The following is a 24267-nucleotide window of genomic DNA, read 5'->3' on the forward strand; positions in this document are numbered from 1 at the left end:
ATGCAGTTCAGCGACTTACTGGCAGCGATCTCCACCCATGCGATCCGTCTGCAAACTGAAGAAGGCGACCTGATCGTCCTGGGCGATGACGAGGCGTTGGATGACGCGCTCTGGGATCAATTGATCGCGCATAAACCCCAGTTGCTGGCCCTGGTCGCCGAGCATGGCGGTGACTGGCTGAGCCCGGCTTATCGCATCACCCCGGACATGCTGGCGCTGGTCAACCTCGACCAGCCGGCCATCGACCGTATCGTCGCGTCCATCCCCGGCGGCGCGGCGAATGTGCAAGATATCTACCCCCTGGCGCCGCTCCAGGAAGGCATGCTTTACCACCATCTTTCTGCCGCGCAGGGCGACCCCTACGTGCTGCACGCGCAGTTTGTGTTCGACAGCCGCGCACGCCTGCAAACCTTTGCCGAGGCGCTGCAATGGGTGATTGACCGCCACGATATCCTGCGCACCTCCATGGTGTGGGAGCGCCTCGACGAGCCGCTGCAAGTGGTGTGGCGCAAGGCGCAGCTGGCGTGTGAAGAAGCGCATTTTGATGGCGGCGACCGTCTCGCTCAATTGCTCGCGCGCTACGACGCCCGTGCCTATCGCATGGACCTTGGCCAGGCGCCGCTGCTGCGTCTGGTGTTCGCCGAGGACCCGGCCAACCAGCGCGTGGTGGCGATGCTGTTGTTCCACCACACCATTCTCGATCACACCGCACTGGACGTGGTGCGCCATGAAATCCAGCTGTACCTGGCCGGTGAGCACGCGCAAGCGGGCACGCCGGTAGCGTTTCGCAGCTACATCGCCCAAGTGCGCCAGGGTGTGAGCGAACAGGCCCATGAGGCGTTCTTTCGCGACATGCTCGCCGATATCGATGAACCGACGCTGCCGTTCGGCCTGCAAGATGTGCAGGGCGATGGTCAGGGCATTGATGAAGCGCGCATTCCCGTCGATAGCGCCCTTGGTCGTCGCCTGCGCAGTGTGGCGCGGCCGTTGGGGGTGAGCGTGGCGAGCCTGATGCACCTGGCGTTGGCGCGGGTGTTGGGCGTGGTTTCCGGTCGCGAGGCGGTGGTGTTCGGGACCGTGATGCTCGGGCGCATGGGCGCAGGCGAGGGCGGTGAACGGGCCTTGGGCATGTTCATCAACACCTTGCCGCTGCGGGTTGATGTTGGCGCGCAAAGCGTGCGCACTGCGGTGCAAGTCACCCACGAGCGTCTTACGCGCCTGCTTGATCACGAACATGCGTCCCTGGCACTGGCCCAGCGCTGCAGCGGGGTGGCAGCACCCACTCCGTTGTTCAGCGCGATCCTCAACTATCGCCATAGTGCGGCCACCGACATGGCCGCCGTGATCGAGGTTGCCGAAGGCATCCAGGTCCTGGGCGCCGAGGAGCGCACCAACTACCCGCTGACGGTCAACGTCGACGACCTGGGGCAAGACTTCGCGCTGACGGTGATGGTGGATGCGGCCATCGGTGCACAGCGGGTTGCCGGCTATCTGCACACCGCGCTGCAAAGCCTGGCCGACGCCCTTGAGCAGCGACCGGACAAGCCGCTCTGCGGCCTGAACATCCTGCCCGACGCTGAACGCCACGCCCTGTTGCATACCTTGAACCACAGCCCCACGCACTACGCCGATACCGCGTTGATCCACCAGCAAGTCGAAACCCACGCCGCCGCCCAGCCTGAAGCCATTGCCTTGCGCTTTGAGCAGCAGCGCCTCACCTATCGTCAACTCAACGAACGCGCCAACCAGGTCGCCCATGCACTGCTGGCCCAGGGCGTGGAGCCTGACAGCCGCGTGGCGATCTGCGTGGAGCGCGGCCCGCAGATGATTATCGGCCTGCTCGGTATCCTCAAGGCCGGTGCCGGCTACGTGCCGATAGACCCGGCTTACCCGCAGGAACGCATTGCCTACACCCTGGCCGACAGTCAACCGGTGGTTGTGCTGGTACAGGCCGGCACTCGTCACCGGGTAGGCGAACTGGCGCAGCTTGACCTCGACAGCCTGGGCCAGTTGCCCATCACCGATCCACGGCTGCACCTGAGCCCGGCCAATCTGGCCTATGTAATTTACACCTCTGGTTCCACCGGCCAACCCAAGGGGGTGATGATCGAGCATCGTCAGGTGGCGCGCCTGTTCAGTGCCACTCAACACTGGTTCGGGTTCAACCCGCACGATGTATGGGCACTGTTCCACTCCTTCGCATTCGATTTTTCTGTGTGGGAAATCTGGGGCGCGCTGATGCACGGCGGCCAGTTGCTGATCGTGCCGCAACTGGTCAGCCGCTCGCCGGATGAGTGCTACACGCTGCTCTGCGAAGCCGAAGTGAGCATCCTCAACCAGACGCCGAGCGCGTTCCGCCAATTGATCGCGGCCCAGGGTCACAGCACCCAGGCGCATTCGTTGCGGCAGGTGATCTTTGGCGGTGAGGCCCTTGAACCGGCCATGCTCAAGCCATGGTATGCGCGGGCGGTGAATGCCGGTACGCAGCTGGTAAACATGTACGGTATTACCGAAACCACCGTGCACGTGACCTATCGTGCGCTGGAGGCGGCGGATGCCCAACTGGCGGGCGTCAGCCCGATTGGCGTACGCATCCCCGACTTGCAGCTGTATGTGTTGGATGAACAACACGAGCCGTTGCCATACGGTGTGGTGGGCGAGCTGTACGTGGGCGGCGCCGGGGTGGCGCGCGGTTACCTGAACCGCGAGGCACTCAACGCCGAACGCTTCCTCGCGGACCCGGCCACCGGCCTGCGCATGTACAAGACCGGTGACCTCGGCCGCCTGCTGGCCGACGGCAGTGTCGAGTACCTGGGGCGTAACGATGACCAGGTCAAGATCCGCGGTTTCCGTATCGAGCTGGGCGAAATCCAGGCACACCTGGCAACCGCCCACGGCGTGCGCGATGCGGTGGTGATCGCCCGTGAGGATGAGCCGGGTGACAAGCGCCTGGTGGCCTACGTGATCACCGAGGGTGAGCCCAGCGTTGCCGCCTTGCGCGATCACTTGCTACAGAGCCTTGCCGAACATATGGTGCCCAGCGCCTTCGTGCGCCTGGAGGCATTCCCCCTGACCACCAACGGCAAGCTTGACCGCAAAGCTTTGCCCGCACCCGATGCCGAGGCGTTGGCCCGGCGCAGTTATGCCGCGCCCCAAGGTGCGGTGGAAAACGCCATTGCGATGATCTGGCAGGACCTGCTCAAGCTCGACCGGGTGGGGCGTGACGACAACTTCTTCGAGTTGGGCGGGCATTCGCTGCTGGCGGTCAAGCTGATCGAACGCATGCGCCAGGTAGAGCTGAGTGCCGATGTACGCGTGCTGTTCGGCCAGCCGACCCTGGCAGCCCTCGCAGCGGGGGTGGGCGGGCACCATGAGGTGCAGGTCCCGGCCAATCTGATTCAGGAACACAGTGAGCACATCACGCCGGACATGCTGCCCTTGGTCGAGCTGGACCAGGCCGCCATCGATCACATCCTCCAGGCCGTGCCCGGTGGCGTGGCCAACGTGCAGGATATCTACGCTCTCGCGCCGTTGCAGGCCGGTATTCTCTACCACCACCTGGCAACCAGCGAGGGCGACCCCTACGTGTTGCAGGTGCAGTTGCGCTTTAACGACCAGGGCGCGGTGGATGGCTTTATTCAGGCGCTGCACAGTGTCATCGAACGCAACGATATCCTGCGCACTGCGATTCTCTGGGAGGGCCTGGAGGAACCGGTGCAAGTGGTGTTGCGCCAGGCGCCGCTGGCCGTTGAGCGCTTGGACACCCAGGGCACCGATGCCTTGGCGCAGTTGCAACAGCGTTTTGACCCTCGCCACTACCGCCTGGATCTGTCTCGCGCTTCGCTGATGCGCCTGGCCTACGCTGAAGAGGCGGACGGCTTGGTCGGCATCCTGCTGCTGCACCATATCCTGCTCGATCACACGGCGCTGCAAGTGCTGGTCGAAGAAATGAGCGCCAGCCTGCACGGCAACCGCGTGCAACTGCCTGATGCGGTGCAGTACCGCAACTACGTGGCCCAGGCGCGGCTGGGCCTGAGCCAGGCGCAGCACGAGGCCTTCTTCAGCCAGATGCTCGGCGATATCGACGAGCCCACCCTGGCCTTCGGCTTGCAGGATGTGAACGGCGACGGCAGCGGCATCCATGAGGCCCATCTGCCGCTGGAACCGGCCCTCAGCCTGGCCCTGCGCGAACAGGCGCGGCAACTGGGCGTCAGCACGGCGAGCCTGGTGCATCTGGCATGGGCCCAGGTGCTGGGCCAGGTGTCGGGCCGGCAGGACGTGGTGTTCGGGACGGTCTTGCTGGGGCGTATGCAGGGCGGCGAGGGCGCTGACCGCGCGCTGGGGATGTTCATCAATACCTTGCCGCTGCGGGTCAGCCTCGGCAGCGTCGGCGTGCAAGCCGGCGTACGCGCGACCCATGCGCGCCTGGCGCAGTTGCTCGCGCATGAACACGCCGCGCTGTCCCTGGCCCAGCGCTGCAGCGGCGTGCCGGGTTCGTTGCCGTTGTTCAGCACCTTGCTCAACTACCGGCACAGCGCACCCGATGAAGCGCCGGGGGACAACCCCTTTGCCGCGTTCGGTATCCAGATCCTCAGCTCCGAAGAGCGCAGCAACTACCCGCTGGTACTCAACGTCGATGACCTGGGCACGGGGTTGGCCCTGACGGTGCAAGGTGTCGCCCATCTGGATGTGCAACGTGTGGGTGAGTACATGCTCACCGCATTGCGCCATGTGGTGAGCGCGCTGCAACACGCGCCCACCACCGCCATGCACAAGGTGTCGATTGTGCCGCCCGCCGAGCGGCGCTTATTGCTTGAAGACTTCAATGCCAGCGCCCGGGAATACCCGTCGCAGCTCACCGTTGCGCAACTGTTCGAAGCCCAGGCACTGGCCCGGCCTGAAGCCGTGGCGGTGGTGCATGGCCCGCTGTCGCTGAGCTACCGTGACCTCAATCGCCGTGCCAATCGCCTGGCCCATCATTTGATTGGCCGTGGCGTGCGGCCAGGTGAGGCGGTGGCCCTGGCGCTGCCGCGCTCCATCGACCTGGTCGTCAGCCAGTTGGCGGTGCTCAAGTGTGCGGCGGTGTACGTACCGCTGGATGTCAACGCGCCGCTCGAACGTCGAACCTTCATGGTGCAGGACAGCGGCGCCCGCCAGGTGCTGGACAACCTTGCCGAACTGGACCTGGCCGACCTGCCGGCGGACAACCCGGGGCTGGCCCGGTCTGCGCAGGACGTGGCGTACATCATGTACACCTCCGGCTCCACCGGCCAGCCCAAGGGCGTGCTGGTGCCCCATCGCGGCATCACGCGCCTGGTCATCAATAATGGCTATGCCGACTTCAATGCCAGCGACCGCGTGGCCTTCGCCTCCAACCCGGCGTTCGATGCGAGCACCATGGATGTGTGGGGCGCATTGCTCAACGGCGGGCAAGTGCAGGTGATCGACCATGCCACCTTGCTCGACCCGTTGGCGTTCGGCGCCGAGCTTAAGGGCGCGACGGTGTTGTTCGTGACCACCGCACTGTTCAACCAGTACGTGCAATTGATCCCCGAGGCGTTGGCCGGTTTGCGCATCCTGCTGTGCGGCGGTGAGCGTGCTGACCCGGCGGCATTTCGCAGCCTGTTGGCGCGTGCACCGACGCTGCGCCTGGTGCATTGCTACGGGCCGACCGAAACCACCACCTACGCCACCACCCACGAAGTGCGCGAGGTCGGTACGGATACCGACAGCGTGCCGGTGGGGCGGCCCATTTCCAATACACAGATCTATGTGCTCGATGCACAGATGCAACCGGTGCCGCTGGGCATCACCGGTGAAATCTGCATCGGCGGCGATGGCGTCGCCCTGGGCTATTTGAATCGCCCCGAGCTGACGGCTGAAAAGTTTGTGCAGGACCCCTTCAACCCGGGCGCCTTGCTGTACCGCACCGGCGACCTCGGGCGCTGGACGCAAGACGGCTTGCTCGAATGCCTGGGTCGCAACGACGACCAGGTGAAAATCCGTGGCTTTCGTATCGAGCTGGGTGAGATCGAGGCGCGCCTGGCCAGTTGCCCGGGCATCCAGGACGTCGCCGTGTTGGCCAGGGAAGATATGCCAGGTGAAAAGCGCCTGGTCGCCTACTTCACCTGGGCCGGGGCAGACCTGGGCATTGAGCTGGTCCACGCCTACCTGCAAGGCCAGTTGCCGGACTATATGCTGCCGTCGGCCTATATGCCGCTGGCCAGCCTGCCCCTGACCAACAATGGCAAGCTCGACCGCAAAGCCTTGCCGGCACCGGACCCGTCGGCCTTGCTCAGTCGTGGCTACGAAGCCCCGCAAGGCGAGGTGGAAACCTTGCTGGCGCAGATCTGGCAAGACGTGCTCAAGCTCGAACGCGTCGGGCGTCACGATCATTTCTTCGAGTTGGGCGGGCATTCGCTGCTGGCGGTGAGCTTGATCGAACGTATGCGCCAAGTGGGCCTCAGTGCCGATGTGCGCGTGCTGTTCAACCAGCCGAGCCTGGCAGCGTTGGCGGCGGCGGTGGGCAGTGGTCGCGAAATCGTGGTGCCGGCCAATGGCATCCCGGCCGGTTGCACACAGATCACACCGTCCATGCTGAGCCTGGTGCAGCTCACTCCGGATGCCATCGAGCGTATCGTCGCCAGCGTGCCGGGTGGCGCGGAGAATGTGCAGGACATCTACCCGCTGGCGCCGTTGCAGGAAGGCATTCTCTACCACCACCTCAGCGCCGAACAGGGCGACCCGTACCTGCTGCAATCGCGCATGGCGTTCGACAATCTCGACCGCTTGCACGGGTTCATGGCGGCGCTGCAACAGGTGGTTGCCCGCCACGATATCCTGCGCACGGGCGTAGTCTGGGAGGGCCTGGACAGCCCGGTGCAAGTGGTGTGGCGCAAGGCGCAACTGGGGGTGCAGGAGGTTCATCTGGACCCGGCCGACGGCGGCATCATCGAACAACTGCACGCTCGCTTCGATGCCCGGCACTATCGGCTGGACATCACCCAGGCGCCGTTGCTGCGCATGGTCTATGCCCAGGACCCGACGCACAACCGTGTTGCGGCGATCCTGCTGTTTCACCACCTGGCGCTGGACCACACAGCCATGGAGGTGGTCGGCCAGGAAATGCGCGCCTTCATGTTCAACCAGGCCCAGGACTTGCCCGCTGCCGCGCCATTTCGCAACTATGTGGCCCAGGCGCGCCTGGGCGTCAGTGTGGCCGAGCATGAGCAGTTCTTTCGCGACATGCTCGCCGATGTGGATGAACCAACCTTGCCGTTTGGTTTGCAGGATGTGCAGGGCGATGGCCGTGCCATCGAGGAGGCCGGGCTGCCATTGGACGCCGCGCTGGCGCAGCGGGTCCGCCAGCAGGCGCGACAGTTGGGTGTGAGCGCCGCGAGCCTGATGCACCTGGCCTGGGCCCAGGTCGTGGGGCTGGTGTCGGGCCGCGATGACGTGGTGTTCGGCACGGTGCTGATGGGCCGTATGCAAGCCGGTGAAGGTGCAGACCGCGCGCTGGGGATGTTTATCAACACCTTGCCGCTGCGGGTCGATGTTGCCGCCGGGGCGTCAGCGGCGGTCAAGGCCACCCATGCACGCCTGAGCGCCTTGCTCGGGCATGAACATGCCTCGCTGGCTCTGGCTCAGCGTTGCAGCGGTGTGCCCACCAGCACGCCATTGTTCAGTGCCTTGCTCAATTACCGTCACAGCAACCCCGCCGAGATGGCCCGCGACGGCCACGGCATCTGGGAGGGCGTGCAGCTGCTGGGCGGTGAGGAGCGCAGTAATTACCCATTGACCCTGAGCGTGGATGACCTGGGCGACGGCTTCGGGCTGAGCGTGCTGGCGGTGCCACAGATCGGTGCGCAACGCCTGTGCGACTACATGCACAACGCTGTGGCGCAGTTGCTCACAGCCTTGGAGTGCACGCCGGACACCGCACTCAATCGCCTGCCGATCCTGCCCGCGGCGGAGTGTGAAACCCTGCTGCGCGAATTCAATGCCACGGCCCAGGATTTCCCCCGTGGCCACACCGTGCACGGCGCATTTGAGGTACAGGCTGAGCGCCAACCCCACGCCATTGCCGTGCAGCAGGGCGGCGAGGCGCTGACCTATCAGCAGCTCAATCAGCGTGCCAACCAACTGGCCCATCACCTGTTGGCCCTCGGCGTGCAACCGGATGACCGCGTTGCGCTGTGCTGCCGCCGTGGCCCGCAGATGCTGGTGGGGCTATTGGGCATTCTCAAGGCCGGCGCCGGCTATGTGCCGATTGACCCGGCGTATCCCGCCGAACGCATCGCTTATTTGTTGCTGGACAGCGCCCCGGTGGCAGTACTCGCTGAGGCCAGTACCCGTGACCTGCTGGACACGATCACGCTGGTCGACTTGCATGACCCCGACTGGCAGCACCTGCCCGTCAACAATCCACAGTTGCCCGCACTGATGCCTGCGCACCTGGCCTATGTCATCTACACCTCAGGCTCCACCGGCCAGCCCAAGGGCGTGATGGTGGAACACCACAGCGTGGAGAACCTGGTGCATTGGCACTCTGAAGCCTTTGGCCTGGCTGCTGCGAGTCACACCAGCAGCGTGGCCGGGTTTGGTTTTGACGCGATGGCCTGGGAAGTCTGGCCGGCCCTGTGCGTCGGGGCGACCCTGCACCTGCCGCCCGCCGAAGTGGGCAATGAAAACATCGATGAACTGCTGGCCTGGTGGCGGGCGCAGCCGCTGGACGTGAGCTTTTTGCCCACGCCGGTAGCCGAGTACGCGTTCAGCCAACACCTGCAACACCCCACCTTGCGCATCCTGCTGATTGGCGGCGATCGCCTGCGCCAGTTCACCCAGGAACGGCGCTTTGCCGTGATCAACAACTATGGCCCCACCGAGGCCACGGTGGTTGCCACCTCCGGTCGCGTGCGGGCCGGGCAGGCGTTGCATATTGGTCGACCCATCGCCAATGCCGGCAGCTATGTGCTGGATGCGCAGTTGCGCCCGGTGCCGGTCGGTGTGGCCGGTGAGCTGTATGTAGGCGGCAGCGGTGTGGCACGGGGTTACTTGAATCGCCCGGACTTGACTGCCGAACGCTTCCTGCAAAACCCGTTCAGCCCGGGGCGCATGTACCGCACCGGCGACCTGGTGCGCTGGTTGCCCGACGGCAATCTGGAGTACCTGGGCCGCAACGATGACCAGGTCAAACTGCGTGGTGTGCGGGTTGAGCTGGGCGAAATCGAAAGCCGCCTGGCCGCGCTGGACGGCATTCGCGAAGCGGTGGTGCTGGTGCGCGAAGGTCGGCTGCTGGCCTGGTTCACCGAGCAACGCGCACTCCCCATCGAGACCTTGCGCGCGCAATTGCAGGCGCAGCTTCCCGATGCGCTGGTGCCGGTCGCCTACATGCGCCTCGATGTGTTGCCCCTGACCGCCAACGGCAAGCTGGACCGCAAGGCACTGCCCGATCCCGATCAGGCAGCCGTGCTCAGCCGCGAGTACCAGGCCCCCCAGGGCGAGGTCGAAACCACCCTGGCGCGTATCTGGGCCGAGGTGCTGCAAGTGGAGCAGGTGGGCCGTCATGACCATTTCTTCGAACTGGGCGGCCATTCATTGCTGGCCGTCAGCCTGATCGAGCGTATGCGTCAGGTTGGCCTCAGCGCCGATGTGCGCGTGCTGTTCAGTCAGCCAACCCTGGCCGCGCTGGCCGCTGCTGTTGGCAGTGGTCGCGAGGTGCAAGTGCCGGCCAACCGGATCAGTGCCGAGTGCCAACGTATCACCCCCGACATGCTGGCGCTGGTGACCCTCGACCAGTGTGCGATTGATCAGGTAGTCGCCCAGGTGCCAGGCGGCGCTGCCAACGTGCAGGACATCTACCCGCTGGCGCCGTTGCAGGAAGGCATTTTCTACCACTACCTCACGGCCGCGCAGGGCGACCCGTACCTGCTGCAATCGCACCTGGCGTTTGACAGTGTCGAGCGTTTGCAAGCCTTCGCGCAGGCGCTGCAACAGGTGATCGACCGCCATGACATTCTGCGCACCGGGGTGGTGTGGGAGGGGCTGGCGCAACCGTTGCAAGTGGTGTGGCGCAAGGCGGCGTTGAGCGTTCAGGAGCTGCATTTGCACGGCGATGTGCTTGCCGGCCTGCATGAGCGTTTAGACCCGCGCCACTACCGCGTCCCGATGTCCAAGGCACCGCTGGTGCGTCTGGTATTCAGCCATGATCCAAGTCGGCAGCGGGTGGTCGCGATTCTGCTTTTCCATCACATCGCTCTTGATCACACTGCGCTTGAGCGAGTGCGGCAAGAGATGCAAGCCAGTTTGCTGGGGCAGGAACAGGATGCTGATGAACCTATTCCTTACCGCAACTACGTGGCGCAGGCTCGTTTGGGGCTCAGCGAGCAGGAACACGAAGCGTTCTTCGCCAACATGCTGCGTGACGTCAATGAGCCAACCCTGCCGTTCGGTCTCCAGGATGTGCAGGGAGACGGCAGCGCTATTGAAGAGCACCAGCAGTTTCTGGAGCCGTCCTTGAGCCTGCGTCTGAGGGCTCAGGCACGACTATCAGGTGTGAGTGCCGCCAGTCTGTTTCACCTGGCGTGGGCCCAGGTGTTGGCCTGCTCCGCCAACCAGCCCAGTGTGGTGTTCGGTACGGTCCTGATGGGGCGTATGCAGGGCGGAAAAGGTAGTGACCGTGCGTTAGGTATGTTCATCAATACGTTGCCTCTGCGTGTGGAGATTGATGATATCGGCGTGCGTGCGGCGCTTGTGCAAACCCATGAACGCCTGACGGCACTGCTCGGTCACGAACACGCGTCACTGGCCTTGGCGCAGCGTTGCAGTGGTGTCGCCGCACCGCTGCCATTGTTCAGCGCGATGCTCAATTATCGCCACAGTGACAGTCAGCAGGCATCCGCATCACAAGCGTGGCAAGGCATCCAGACCCTTAGCAGCGAGGAGCGTACCAACTACCCGTTGACCCTGAACGTGGACGATCAGCGCGATGGTTTCCGCTTGACTGTCATGACCGCGGCGCACATCGGCGCAGAGCGTGTCTGCGGTTATATGCAAACGGCGTTGCATGGGTTGGTCGAAGCGTTGGAGCAATCGCCCCATCTGGCGGTCAACCGTGTATCTGTAGTGGGTAAGCAGGAGCGCGAGCAACTGTTGAATGGCTTCAATGCGACAGTAGTCGATTACAACCTTGACCAGACACTGCATTCAATGTTCGAGGCCCAAGTTGCGAGCACACCGGATTGCGTGGCGGTGAAATCGGGCGAGCAACAACTGACCTACCAACAGCTCAACGAGCACGCCAACCGCCTGGCCCATCACCTGCGTGAAAGGGGCGTGCAGCCGGACTCACGGGTAGGCATTTGCCTGGAGCGTGGCCTGGACATGGTGATCGGCCTGTTCGCCATCCTCAAGGCCGGTGGCGGTTATGTGCCGCTGGACCCGGCCTACCCGCAAGAACGCATCGCCTACATGCTGCAAGACAGCGCGCCGGTAGTGGTGCTGGCGCAAGCCGCCACTCGTGCCTTGCTGGGCGACGTGGCCGTGATCGACATCGGCCACAGCACTTGGCACCAGCAGCCTTGCGTCAACCCGCAGGTCGCGGACCTCACTGCCCGGCACACGGCCTACGTGATCTACACCTCCGGTTCCACTGGCCAGCCCAAGGGCGTGATCAATGAACACGCCGGGGTGGTCAACCGTCTGTTGTGGATGCAGGACGCCTATGGCCTCAAGGCCCATGACGCGGTCTTGCAGAAAACCCCGTTCAGCTTCGACGTGTCGGTGTGGGAGTTCTTCTGGCCGCTGTTTACCGGCGCACGCCTGGTGATGGCGCGCCCGGGTGGGCACAAAGACCCTGCGTACCTGTGCGAAGTAATCGAGGCAGAAAACATCACCACCCTGCACTTTGTGCCGTCGATGCTTGACGTGTTCCTGGCCCATGGTGATGTGAGCCAGGCGGCCGGGTTGGTGCGCGTGATGTGCAGCGGCGAGGCGCTGCCGGGCAGCCTGGTGCGTCGGTTCAAGCAGCAGTTGCCGGGCATTGGTTTGTACAACTTATATGGCCCCACGGAAGCGGCGGTGGACGTGACGGCCTGGAACTGCGCCCGCCCGGACGTGCCGGACAACACCCCCATCGGCAAGCCGATTGCCAACACGCGCATGTACGTGCTGGACGGGCAGTTGCAGCCGGTGCCTCTGGGGGTGGTCGGTGAGCTGTTCATCGCTGGCGTGCAAGTGGCGCGGGGTTATCTGAACCGTGCGCAGCTGACCGCCGAGCGCTTCCTCGATGACCCGTTTGCGCCTGGCCGGATGTACCGCACCGGTGACCTGGGCCGCTACTTGCCGGACGGCAATATCGAATACCTGGGGCGCAACGATGACCAGGTGAAAATCCGTGGTCTGCGCATCGAGCTGGGGGAAATCCAGGCGCGGCTGATCGAGCATCCGGCGGTCAACGACGCGGTGGTGGTGGTTCGTGATGAGCGCCTGGTCGCCTATTACACTGGCCTGCCAAGCGACATCGACGGCCTGCGCGCCCAGCTGTTGCAGCACCTGCCGGACTTTATGGTGCCCGCGCTGTTCGTGCACCTGCCCGTCATGCCCCTGAGCCCCAACGGCAAGCTCGACCGCAAAGCGTTACCCGCACCGGGTATGGACGCACTGACGGTGCGTGAGTACGAAGCACCCCAAGGCGATACCGAAATCCTGCTGGCCCAGTTGTGGTCCGAGCTGCTCAAGGTGGATCGGGTAGGCCGGCACGACAATTTCTTTGAACTGGGCGGGCACTCGCTGCTCGCTGTGAGCTTGATCGGACGCCTGCGCCAGGAAGGCATGGAAGCCGATGTGCGAGCGTTGTTCGAACAACCGACCCTGGCCGGCTACGCCGCAATGACCGAACGAATGGAGATCGTCCTGTGAACATCCTCGAGCTGCTGGCAACCCTGAAAACCAAGGACGTGCAACTGGCGCTCAAGGGCGAACAGTTGTCGGTGAACGGCAACCGGCAAGCCTTGAGCGACCCGGCAATATTGGCCGCCTTGCGCGAGCACAAACCGGCGCTGATCGAGCTGATCAAGGCCGGTGAGTACTCGGCTGCCAAGGTTGGCGAAGTGGCCGTACCGGCCAATGGCATTCCCGCCAACGCCGAGCGCATCACCCCCGACATGCTGACCCTCTCGACCCTGAGCCAGGACGAGATCGAGCGCATCATCGCCACCGTGCAGGGCGGTGTGGCGAATATCCAGGACATCTATCCGTTGGCGCCATTGCAGGAAGGCATTCTGTTTCACCATGCCAGCGCCGAGCAGGGCGACCCCTACGTGATGCAGTCGCAGTTCGCGTTTGACAGCCTGGAGCGTTTCGAGGCGTTTGCCCAGGCGCTGCAAAGCGTGATGGACCGCCACGACATTTTACGCACCGGGGTGGTCTGGGATGGCCTGGCGCAACCTTCGCAAGTGGTGTGGCGTCAGGCGCGCCTGCCGGTGCAAGCTTTGATGCTCGACCCGGCCGACGGCGATATCGCCGCACAGCTGCATGACCTATTCAATGCCCGTCATTATCGCCTCGACGTGACCCAGGCACCGTTGTTGCGCCTGGTACATGCTGAAGACCGGACCCACCAGCGCATCGTCGCTACCTTGCTGTTCCACCATATGGCGATGGACCACAGCGCTCTGGAAGTGGTACGCCACGAGATGCAGGCGTTTTTGCACGGTCACGCCGCTCAGTTGGGCCTTGCCGTGCCGTTTCGCGACTATGTCGCCCAAGCGCGCCTGGGTGTTACCGAGCAAGAACATAAAGCATTTTTCCAACAGATGCTCGGTGATGTGGTTGAACCGACCTTGCCCTTTGGTTTACAGGATGTACAGGGCGACGGCAGGGGGATCGCTGAACTCGACTGGCCTTTAGCGAACTCCCTCAGCCAACGCTTGCGCGCACAGGCTCGTGTGCTGGGCGTGAGCGTTGCCAGTCTGTTCCACTTGGGGTGGGCCCAAGTGCTGGGCAGGGTGGCAGGCAAGTCCCAGGTGGTGTTCGGTACGGTATTGATGGGACGTATGCACGGCGGGCATGCGACGGATCGCGCCCTGGGTATCTTCATCAATACGCTACCGTTTCGCGTCGACATTGGCAGTGAGGATCTGCGCAGCGCTGTCAAGGCCACTCACATGCGCTTGACTAGCCTGCTGCGGCATGAATATGCGCCATTGGCTCTGGCTCAGCATTGCAGTGGCGTCATTGCGCCGTTGCCGCTATTCAGTGCGTTACTCAACTATCGTCACAGTGGCACCGGTACTCGCAGCGAGGCGATTGCGGCCTGGCAAGGTATCGAAACGCTGCGTTCCGAGGAGCGTACTAACTATCCGCTCACACTCAGTGTGGACGATCTGGGCGACGATTTTATCCTGCGTTTGCTGGCCAGCACCCAGGTCGACCCCCACCGCGTCTGCGCCTACTTGCACACCGCGCTGGAAAACCTGGTTACCGCGCTGGAGCAGGCGCCGCACACTGCGCTTGACCAACTTTCGGTAGTGCCCGCCGCCGAACAGCGCCTGCTGTTGCAACAGTTCAACGCCACCCAGGCCGTGTTCCCGCAAGGCACCACCTTGCACGGGCGTATCGAAGCCCAGGCTGCGCTCACGCCGGACGCCATCGCCGCCGTGCACGAAGGGCGGCAACTGACCTACGCCGAACTCAACCAGCAAGCCAACCTGCTGGCCCATCATCTGCTGGCGCTGGGGGTTCGGCCCGATGATCGCGTGGCCATTGTGGCGCGGCGCGGGCTCGACACCTTGGCCGGGCTGCTGGCGATCCTCAAGGCGGGTGCCGGTTATGTGCCGGTAGACCCGTCCCACCCGGCCGAGCGTTTGAGCTACTTGCTCAGCGACAGCGCCCCGGTGGCGGTGCTCACCCAACACGCGTTGCTGGCTCGTTTGCCCGAGCTCGAGGTGCCGGTGATCAACCTCGATCGATTCACCTGGCAGCATCACTCGGCGAGCAACCCCAAGGTCGCTGTCGGCCCGACGAACCTCGCGTATGTGATCTACACCTCGGGTTCTACCGGCTTACCCAAAGGTGTGATGGTGGAGCACCACACCGTCGCCAACCTGGTGGACTGGCATTGCAGCGCTTTTGACCTGCGCGCCGGGCGGCATACCGCCAGTGTCGCCGGTTTCGGCTTTGATGCGATGGCCTGGGAGGTCTGGCCGGCGCTGTGTGTGGGCGCCACCCTGCACCTGCCGCCGGCCCATGACGGTGCTGAAGATATCGACGCGCTGCTGGCCTGGTGGTGCGCACAGCCTTTGGACGTAAGCTTCCTGCCCACGCCGGTGGCCGAGTACGCGTTCAGCCAGACTATCGAGCACCCGACCTTGCGCACCCTGCTGGTCGGTGGCGATCGCCTGCGCCAGTTCGGCCGGGCGCAGCGCTTTGAATTGATCAACAACTATGGCCCCACCGAAGCCACGGTGGTCGCCACGTCGGGCAAGGTCGAGGCGGGCCAGCCGTTGCATATCGGCAAGCCCATCGCCAATGTCACCGTCTACGTGCTCGATGAACATCAACGCCCGGTGCCACTGGGGGTGGCGGGGGAGTTGTACGTAGGCGGCAAGGGCGTGGCGCGAGGTTACCTGAACCGCCCGGAACTGACCGCCGAGCGCTTCCTGCGTGACCCATTCAACCCCGGGCGCATGTACCGCACCGGCGACCTGGTGCGCTGGTTGCCCGATGGCACGCTCGACTACCTGGGGCGCAACGATGACCAGGTCAAAATCCGTGGCGTGCGCATCGAACTGGGCGAAATCGAAACCCGGCTCAACCAATTGCCTGGCATCCTGGAAGCGGTGGTGCTGGTGCGTGAAGAGCGCCTGGTGGCCTACTTCACCGAAAACCCGCAACTTGACGCGCTGACGGTAGGCGAAATCCGCGCTCACCTGGTGGCGCAGTTGCCGGACTACATGGTCCCGGTCGCCTTCATGAAGCTCGACGCGCTGCCGCTGACCACCAATGGCAAGCTCGACCGCAAGGCGCTACCGGCACCGGACATGGCTGCAGTGTTTACCCGCGAATACGCAGCACCCCAGGGCGAGATCGAAACCGTGCTGGCGCAGATCTGGGCCGAGGTTTTGCAAGTGGAACGGGTCGGGCGGCGTGACCATTTCTTTGAGTTGGGCGGGCACTCGCTGCTGGCGATGCGCATGGTCTCCCAGGTCCGCCAGCGGCTGGGGGTCGAGTTGGCGCTGGGCGACCTGTTCGCCAACGCCGAACTGGCAGCGGTCGCCGAACTGCTGGCCCAGGCCGGGCGCAGCACCTTGCCGGATATCCTGCCGGCCAATCGTGATGAAGAGATGCCGCTGTCGTTTGCCCAGCAGCGCCTGTGGTTCCTGGCGTTGATGGAGGGCGCCAACACCGCCTACAACATTCCTATCGGCCTGCGTTTGCGCGGGCAGTTGCATGTGCAGGCACTGCAACGGGCGCTGGCGCGGATCGTGGCGCGGCATGAAACCCTGCGCAGCCGCTTTGCCCAACACGGCGACCAGGCCCAGGTGCTGATCGTGCCGGCCGAGGAGGTGTTACCGCTGCAGGTGCAAGACTTGCGTCGCCACGCGCAACCGCAACAGGCGCTGGACGCGCTGATCCACGGCGAAGCCTCGGCGCCCTTCGACCTGGAGCGTGGCCCGTTGCTGCGCGGTCGCCTGGTGGTGATGGCCGACGATCACCATGTGCTGCTGCTGACCCTGCACCATATCGTCTCCGATGGCTGGTCCATGGGCGTGCTGACCCGTGAACTGATGGCGCTGTACCAAGCCTTCAGCCACGGCCAATCCGACCCGCTGCCGCCCTTGCCGATCCAGTACGCCGACTTTGCCGTGTGGCAACGCCTGTGGTTGAGCGGCGAAGTGTTGCACCGCCAAAGCACCTATTGGCAGCAGACCCTGGCCGGCGCGCCGGCGTTGCTGACCCTGCCCACCGACCGCCCGCGCCCGGCGCAGCAGGACTACGCCGGCAGCAGCGTCGAAGTGCGCCTGGATGAACGCCTTACTGCCGGGCTCAAGGCCTTGAGCCAGCGCCATGGCACCACCCTCTATATGACCTTGATGAGCGCCTGGGCTTCGTTGCTGGCGCGCTTGTCCGGACAGCCGGAGCTGGTGATCGGCACGCCGGTGGCCAACCGCACGCGCACCGAGGTGGAAGGGCTGATCGGTCTGTTCGTCAACACCCTGGCGCTGCGCATCGACACCTCGGGCGAGTTGAGCACCGAGGCCCTGCTGGCTCGGGTCAAGGCGCTGACACTGGCGGCCCAAGCCCATCAGGATTTGCCGTTCGAACAGGTGGTGGAAATCACCCGGCCGCCGCGCAGCCTGGCCCATAGCCCGCTGTTTCAGACCCTGCTGAGCTGGCAGGACAGCAGCGCGCCGACCCTGGCGTTGGGCGACCTGGCCCTGGAAGGCATTGTCGAAAACAGCCATTTCGCCAAGTTCGACCTGTCGCTGAACCTGGGGGAAGTGCAGGGCAGTATTCTCGGCGCGCTGGAATATGCCGTGGCGCTGTTCGATGAATCGACGATACGGCGTTACCTCGGCTACTTCACCCGCGTGTTGCAGGCCATGGTCGCTAACGACCAGGCGGTGCTTGCGCATGTGCCGCTGGTGGATGAGCGTGAGCGCAAGCAGTTGCTGGTGGATTTCAACGCTACCACTGTGGACTACCAGCTCGACCAGACCCTGCACGGGATGTTCGAAGCGCAGGTACTGCGCACGCCGCAGGCCGTGGCGGCAAAGGCCGGCGAGCAGCAACTGACCTACGCCGAACTGAACGCTCGCGCCAACCAACTGGCCCACCACCTGCAAGCCCTCGGCGTGCAGCCGCAGGCGCGGGTGGCGATCTGCGTGGAGCGTGGCCTGGACATGGTCATTGGCCTGTACGCGATCCTCAAGGCCGGCGCCGCCTATGTGCCGCTGGACCCGGCGTACCCGCTGGAGCGTATCGCCTACATGCTGCACGACAGCGCGCCAGCGGTGGTACTGGCCCAGGGCAGCACCCTTGGGCTGCTGGGCGAGGTGCCGGTGGTCGATCTGGACCAGCCCTCCTGGCAGCACCAGCCCATCACCAACCCAGTGGTGGCCGGGGTGGCCGCCTATGTGATTTACACCTCCGGCTCCACCGGCCAGCCCAAAGGTGTGATCAACGAACACCCCGGGGTGGTCAACCGCCTGCTGTGGATGCAGGACGAATACCGGCTCACGGGAGGCGATACGGTGTTGCAGAAAACCCCGTTCAGTTTCGATGTGTCGGTGTGGGAGTTCTTCTGGCCGCTGTCCACCGGAGCACGCCTGGTGATGGCGCGCCCGGATGGGCATAAAGACCCTGAGTACCTGTGCCAGGTGATCGCAGCCGAAGGGGTCACGACCTTGCACTTCGTGCCGTCGATGCTTGATGTCTTCCTCGCCCACGGTGACGTCAGCCAGGCGGGCGGGCTGGTGCGGGTGATGTGCAGCGGCGAAGCCTTGCCGGGCAGCCTGGTACGCCGCTTCAAGCAACAGTTGCCGGGCAGCCAGCTGCATAATCTCTATGGGCCCACCGAAGCGGCGGTGGATGTCACTGCCTGGCACTGCGCAGGCTTTGACGTGCCCGACAACACCCCCATCGGCAAGCCAATCGCCAACACGCGCATGTACGTGCTGGACGGGCAGTTGCAGCCTGTGCCGTTGGGCGTGGTGGGCGAATTGTTTATCGCGGGGGTGCAAGTCGCACGGGGTTACCTCAACCGTGCCGAACTGACCGCCGAGCGTTTCCTCGATGACCCGTTTGCCCCTGGGCGCATGTACCGCACCGGTGACGTCGGGCGCTACTTGCCGGATGGCAACATCGAGTACCTGGGGCGCAATGATGACCAGGTCAAGATCCGTGGCCTGCGCATTGAGCTGGGCGAAATCCAGGCACGCCTGACCGAGCATCCGGCGGTGCAGGAAGCCGCCGTGATTGCCCGCGAGCAGCGCCTGATCGCTTACTACACCGGCGTGCCGAGTGAAATTGAAAGCCTGCGCGCCCATTTGCTGCTGCACCTGCCGGAGTTCATGGTGCCGGCCAGCTTCGTGCACCTGGAGGCGCTGCCGCTGAGCCCCAATGGCAAACTCGACCGCAAGGCATTGCCGGCACCGGGCGTGGAGGCGTTGGTGGTGCGCGAGTACGAGGCGCCGCTGGGCGACACGGAAATCACCTTGGCCGCGCTGTGGGCCGAGTTGCTCAACGTGGAACGCGTGGGCCGGCACGACAACTTCTTCGAACTGGGCGGCCACTCGTTGCTGGCGGTCAGCCTGGTCGGGCGTATGCGCGGCCTGGGCTTGTCGGCGGACGTGAAAGTGCTGTTTGGTCAACCGACCTTGGCTGCCCTGGCGGCAGCTTTGGGCGGCGGGCGTGAAGTGGCGGTGCCGGCCAATGGCATTGCGGCCGATTGTGTGCGCATCACGCCAGACATGCTGGCGCTGGTCAGCCTGGATCAAGCAGCCATCGAGCGCATCGTCACCAGCATCCCCGGCGGTGCGGCGAATGTGCAGGATATCTACCCGCTGGCGCCGTTGCAGGCCGGCATCCTGTATCAGCATCGCGCTGCGCAAGGTGATGACGCCTATGTGTTACAGGCGCAGTTTGCCTTTGACAGTCGCGCACGCCTGGATGCCTTCGCCAGCGCATTGCAGGCGGTGATCCAGCGTCATGACATCCTGCGCTCATCCTTGCATTGGGAGGGCCTGGAAGAACCTGTGCAGGTGGTGTGGCGCCACGCCCGGCTAAGCGTTGAGAGCGGGCCGCTGCCGCCACGCCTGGACCTTGGCCAGGCGCCGCTGATGCGGCTGGTGTACGTCGAGCAATCGCAACGGGTGGTCGCGACGTTGCTGTTTCATCACCTGGTGATGGACCACGTTGCCCTGGATATCCTGCAACACGAGCTGCAGGCGTTTCTGCTGGGCACTCAGGACACGCTGGCCGCACCCGTGCCGTATCGCAACTACGTGGCCCAGACCCGTTTGGGCGCTGAGGATCACGAGACGTTTTTCCGCGAGATGCTCGGTGAGGTCGATGAACCCACCGAGGTGCCCAATCTGGGGGCCGAGGAAAACGTACGCGTGGGTCTCGACCTGTCGCTGAGCCGACGCCTGCGCAGCCAGGCCCGCCAGGCGGGGGTCAGTGCGGCCAGCGTGATGCATTTGGCCTGGGCCCACGTACTGGGCAAGGTTTGCGCCCGCGAGCAGGTGGTGTTCGGTACGGTGATGCTCGGCCGCCTGCAAGGCGGCGAAGGCGCCGAGCGGGCCATGGGCGTATTTATCAATACCTTGCCGCTGCGGGTCGACCTGGGGGAACACTCAGTGCTGACGGCACTGCGTACCACCCATGGGCGCCTGACTCAGCTGCTCGGTCATGAACATGCGCCCCTGGCGTTGGCCCAGCGTTGCAGTGGTGTGCCGGTGGCGACGCCGTTGTTCAGCGTATTGTTCAACTATCGTCACAGCGCACCCCAGGCCGGTGGCGTGGCCGAGGCGTGGCAGGGGATCGAGTTGTTCAAGGCCGAGGAGCACACGCACTACGGCGTGGCGGTCAGCGTGGATGACCTCGGTGAAGGGTTCAGCCTGACCGTCATGGGGCAGGGCGCCCGGCGCTTGTGCAACTACCTGGAAATCGCGCTGGCGCAGGTGGTGCAGGCCCTGGAAGGTCATCGCGATATCGCCATCAACCGCTTGCCGATTCTGCCGCAGGCCGAACGCCAACGGGTGCTTGAGCACTTCAACGCCACTGCCCGTACATTCGCGCGTGAGCACACGGTGCAGCGCCTGTTCGAAGCCCAGGCCATGGCGCGTCCCGACGCGGTGGCGCTGGTGCACAACGAGCGGCGGGTGAGCTACGGCGAACTCAATACCCGCGCCAACCGCTTGGCCCATCACCTGCTCGGCCTGGGTGTGCGCCCTGGCGATCACCTGGCGATCCTGCTGCCGCGTTCGCTGGAGTTACTGGTCAGCCAATTGGCCATCCTTAAATGCGCCGCCGCGTATGTGCCGTTGGACGTGAATGCACCGGCTGAACGCCAGGGGTTCATGCTGCAAGACTGTGGCGCGGCCTGGTTGCTGACCCGCAGCGATTGCGTCATAGAGAGCGGGATGCGTCGCCTGGACCTGGACACGCTTGGCCTCGCCCCGCAACCGAGCCACAACCCGGACCTGTCGCAACCCTCGGACAGCGTGGCGTACATCATGTACACCTCCGGCTCCACCGGCCAGCCCAAGGGCGTGCTGGTGCCCCATCGCGGCATTACGCGCCTGGTGCTCAACAACGGCTATGCCGATTTCAATGCCGCCGACCGCGTGGCCTTTGCGTCGAACCCAGCGTTCGATGCAAGCACCATGGACGTGTGGGGGCCACTGCTCAATGGCGGCCAGGTGCAGGTGATTGACCACGCCACCTTGCTCGATCCGAGCGCTTTCGCCCAGGCGTTGCAGGGCGTGACGGTGCTGTTTGTCACCACCGCGCTGTTCAACCAATACGTGCAGTTGATTCCCCAGGCCCTGGCTGGCTTGCGCATCCTTTTATGCGGGGGGGAGCGGGCCGATCCGGCGGCGTTCCGCACGCTGTTGGCGCAGGCACCCGCGTTGCGCCTGGTGCATTGCTATGGGCCGACCGAAACCACCACTTACGCCACCACCTGCGAAGTGCACACGATTGCCGATGATGCCGACAGCGTGCCGGTGGGGCGGCCGATCTCCAACACCCAAGTGTATGTGCTCGATGCGCAGCAGCAGCCAGTACCGCTGGGTATCATCGGTGAAATCTGCATTGGCGGCGATGGCGTCGCCTTGGGCTATTTGAATCGCCCCGAGCTGACGGCTGAAAAGTTTGTGCAGGACCCGTTCAACCCAGGCGCCTTGCTTTACCGCACGGGCGATCTCGGGCGCTGGACGGCCGACGGTCTGCTGGAGTGCATCGGGCGTAATGACGACCAGGTGAAGATTCGAGGTTTTCGTGTTGAGCTGGGTGAAATTCAGGCGCGACTGGCGACGTTCGCAGGCATCCAGGATGCCGTGGTGCTGGCCCGTGAAGAGGTTCCGGGGGACAAACGCCTGGTGGCCTATTTCACCTGGGCGGGCGAACCCGTTGCTGTCGAGTCGGTGCGGGCTTACCTGCACGCGCACTTGCCCGAGTACATGGTGCCGTCCGCCTACGTCGCGCTGGAGCAATTGCCGTTGACCGCCAACGGCAAGATCGACCGTAACGCCTTGCCGGTGCCTGCCTGGGACGCCTCGACCAGCCGCACGTTCGAAACGCCGGCCGACGCCCTGGAGCAGACGTTGGCGCAACGCTGGGCCGAGGTGTTGAAACTCGAACAGGTGGGGCGGCATGACAGCTTCTTTGAACTGGGCGGGCATTCGCTGTTGGCGATTCGCCTGGTCAACCTGCTGGACGAGGCCGGTTTTCCGGTGTCGTTGGCCGAGCTGTTCCAACATGCCAGCGTGGCCGGCGTCGCGGCGATGCTGCGTCAGCGCGGGGATGATGTACTGCCCGACACCCGCGTAATTACCGTGCGCAGCAGCGGGGCGCAGGCACCGTTGTTTCTGGTGCATGAGTTCAGCGGCATGGACGTGTATTTCCCGGCGCTGGGCCAGCACCTGCCGGGTGATTACCCGATCTACGGCCTGCCGGGGCTGGCGCTGGGCGAGGCCCACCTGAACAGCATGGAAGGCCTGGCGGCGCGCATGGTCGGGCTGATCCGCGAGATTCAGCCCCACGGTCCCTATCGGGTAGCGGGCTGGTCTTTTGGTGGGGTGCTGGCCTACGAAATCGCCATGCAACTGCTGGGGCTGGATGAAAGCGTGGCCTTCCTGGGTTTGATCGACAGCTATGTGCCGCGCCTGACTGACCAGGGCAAAGCACGCTGGAGCGGGCCGGATGCATTCAAGCGGCATCTGTTGCTGCAATGCACGGCTTATTGGAAAGCACAGGGAGGTGTAAATGAGCTGGCAAGCCTTGAACAGCTGGAGGCGCGGATTGGACAGCTGGACTTTGCGGATCTGCTGCAACGCTGTCGCGATCAAGGTTTGCTATACGCGCAAATGGCGGCGGCGTCGGACGCGGACCTGTTGAGTTTTCTTCAGCGCGAAGTCGGGCACGGGCACGCCCTGGCCCACTACAGCCTGTTCCCGTTGCCGATTCCGGTGCACTTGTTCAGCGCCGAGCAGCGCCCCACCGAACTGTCGCAACGCAGTATGGCGTTGGGCTGGGACACGGCTTTGGCGCCCGGGCAACTGCGCCAGGTGCAAGTGCCTGGGGATCACCAGAGCATGATGCAGGCGCCGCATATCCAGGGCCTGGGCCGGGCGATGACCGAGGCGCTGGCGACGAGTACGCCGGTGAGTTGCGCGGCCCATCAGCCGTTGTTGCGCATCCAGACTGGGCGCGCCGGCTATGCCCCGGTGTTCTGCGTGCCGGGAGCAGGTGACAGCGTGACCGGTTTCGTGGGCTTGAGCGACGCGCTGGGACGTGATTGGCCGCTGTATGGCCTGCAGCCCCGTGGGTTGGATGGCGAGGCGGTGCCCCATAGCCAGGTGGAAGCGGCGGCGCGGTGTTATCTCACGGCGTTGGAGCAGGAGTGCCCGGACGGGCCGGTGCATCTGGTCGGGCATTCGTTTGGCGGCTGGGTCGCGCTGGAAATGGCCCTGCGCTTGCAGGCGATGGGGCGCGAGGTGGGCTCTTTGACAGTGATCGACAGTGAGGCGCCGGGGCGTGATGGCAAGCCCTATACCTCGACGGCGGCGCTGTTGCGATTGGTCGAGGCGATGCAGTTGGCGGCTGGGAAGTCGCTGGGGATTGATCCGGTGGACTTCGCCGGGCGCGATGAGGTGGCGCAGCGACAGTGGCTGCATATGGGGATGATCGGCGTTGGCTTACTGCCGGCGCGTGCTGCCGTGGATGCAATGGATGGGCCTGCGCGTACTTATGCGGCGGCGTTGCGCACGGTTTATCGGCCGCAGGCGCGGTATGACGGGGTGGTGCGCCTGGTGCTGGCGCAGGATCCGGCCTTGGATGCGGCGGGGAACCAGCGTGAGCAGGGGTTGATGGTTGAGGGGTGGAAGGGGCAGGGGACTGGGTTGGAGGTTTGGTATGGCGGGGGTAATCACTTCACCTTGCTCAAGGTGCCGAATGTTTCGGGTTTGGCCAAGTGGTGGGTGGAAGGGGTTGGGGTTGGGGAGGTGGTGTCTTGAAGGCTGCACATCGATCCAAATGTGG

Annotated in this window: 2 protein-coding genes; both read left to right on the forward strand. The window is 64.4% G+C overall.

The annotated features are described in order from the left end of the window. Positions 1–12918 (forward strand): non-ribosomal peptide synthetase, encoded by a 12918-nt coding sequence (locus TK42_RS15045; protein WP_103734593.1) that lies wholly within the window; start codon positions 1–3, stop codon positions 12916–12918. After that, positions 12915–24242 carry a non-ribosomal peptide synthetase gene (locus TK42_RS15050; RefSeq protein ID WP_103734594.1) on the forward strand — a complete coding sequence of 3776 codons (11328 nt, stop codon included), beginning with the start codon at positions 12915–12917 and terminating at the stop codon, positions 24240–24242. The genes TK42_RS15045 and TK42_RS15050 overlap by 4 nt, the downstream gene beginning before the upstream one ends. The last annotated feature ends 25 nt before the right edge of the window (positions 24243–24267 follow it).

Origin of the sequence: Pseudomonas sp. GZJR-8 (assembly GCF_002916705.1) — a bacterium.
In the GTDB taxonomy this organism is placed as follows: domain Bacteria; phylum Pseudomonadota; class Gammaproteobacteria; order Pseudomonadales; family Pseudomonadaceae; genus Aquipseudomonas; species Aquipseudomonas synxantha_A.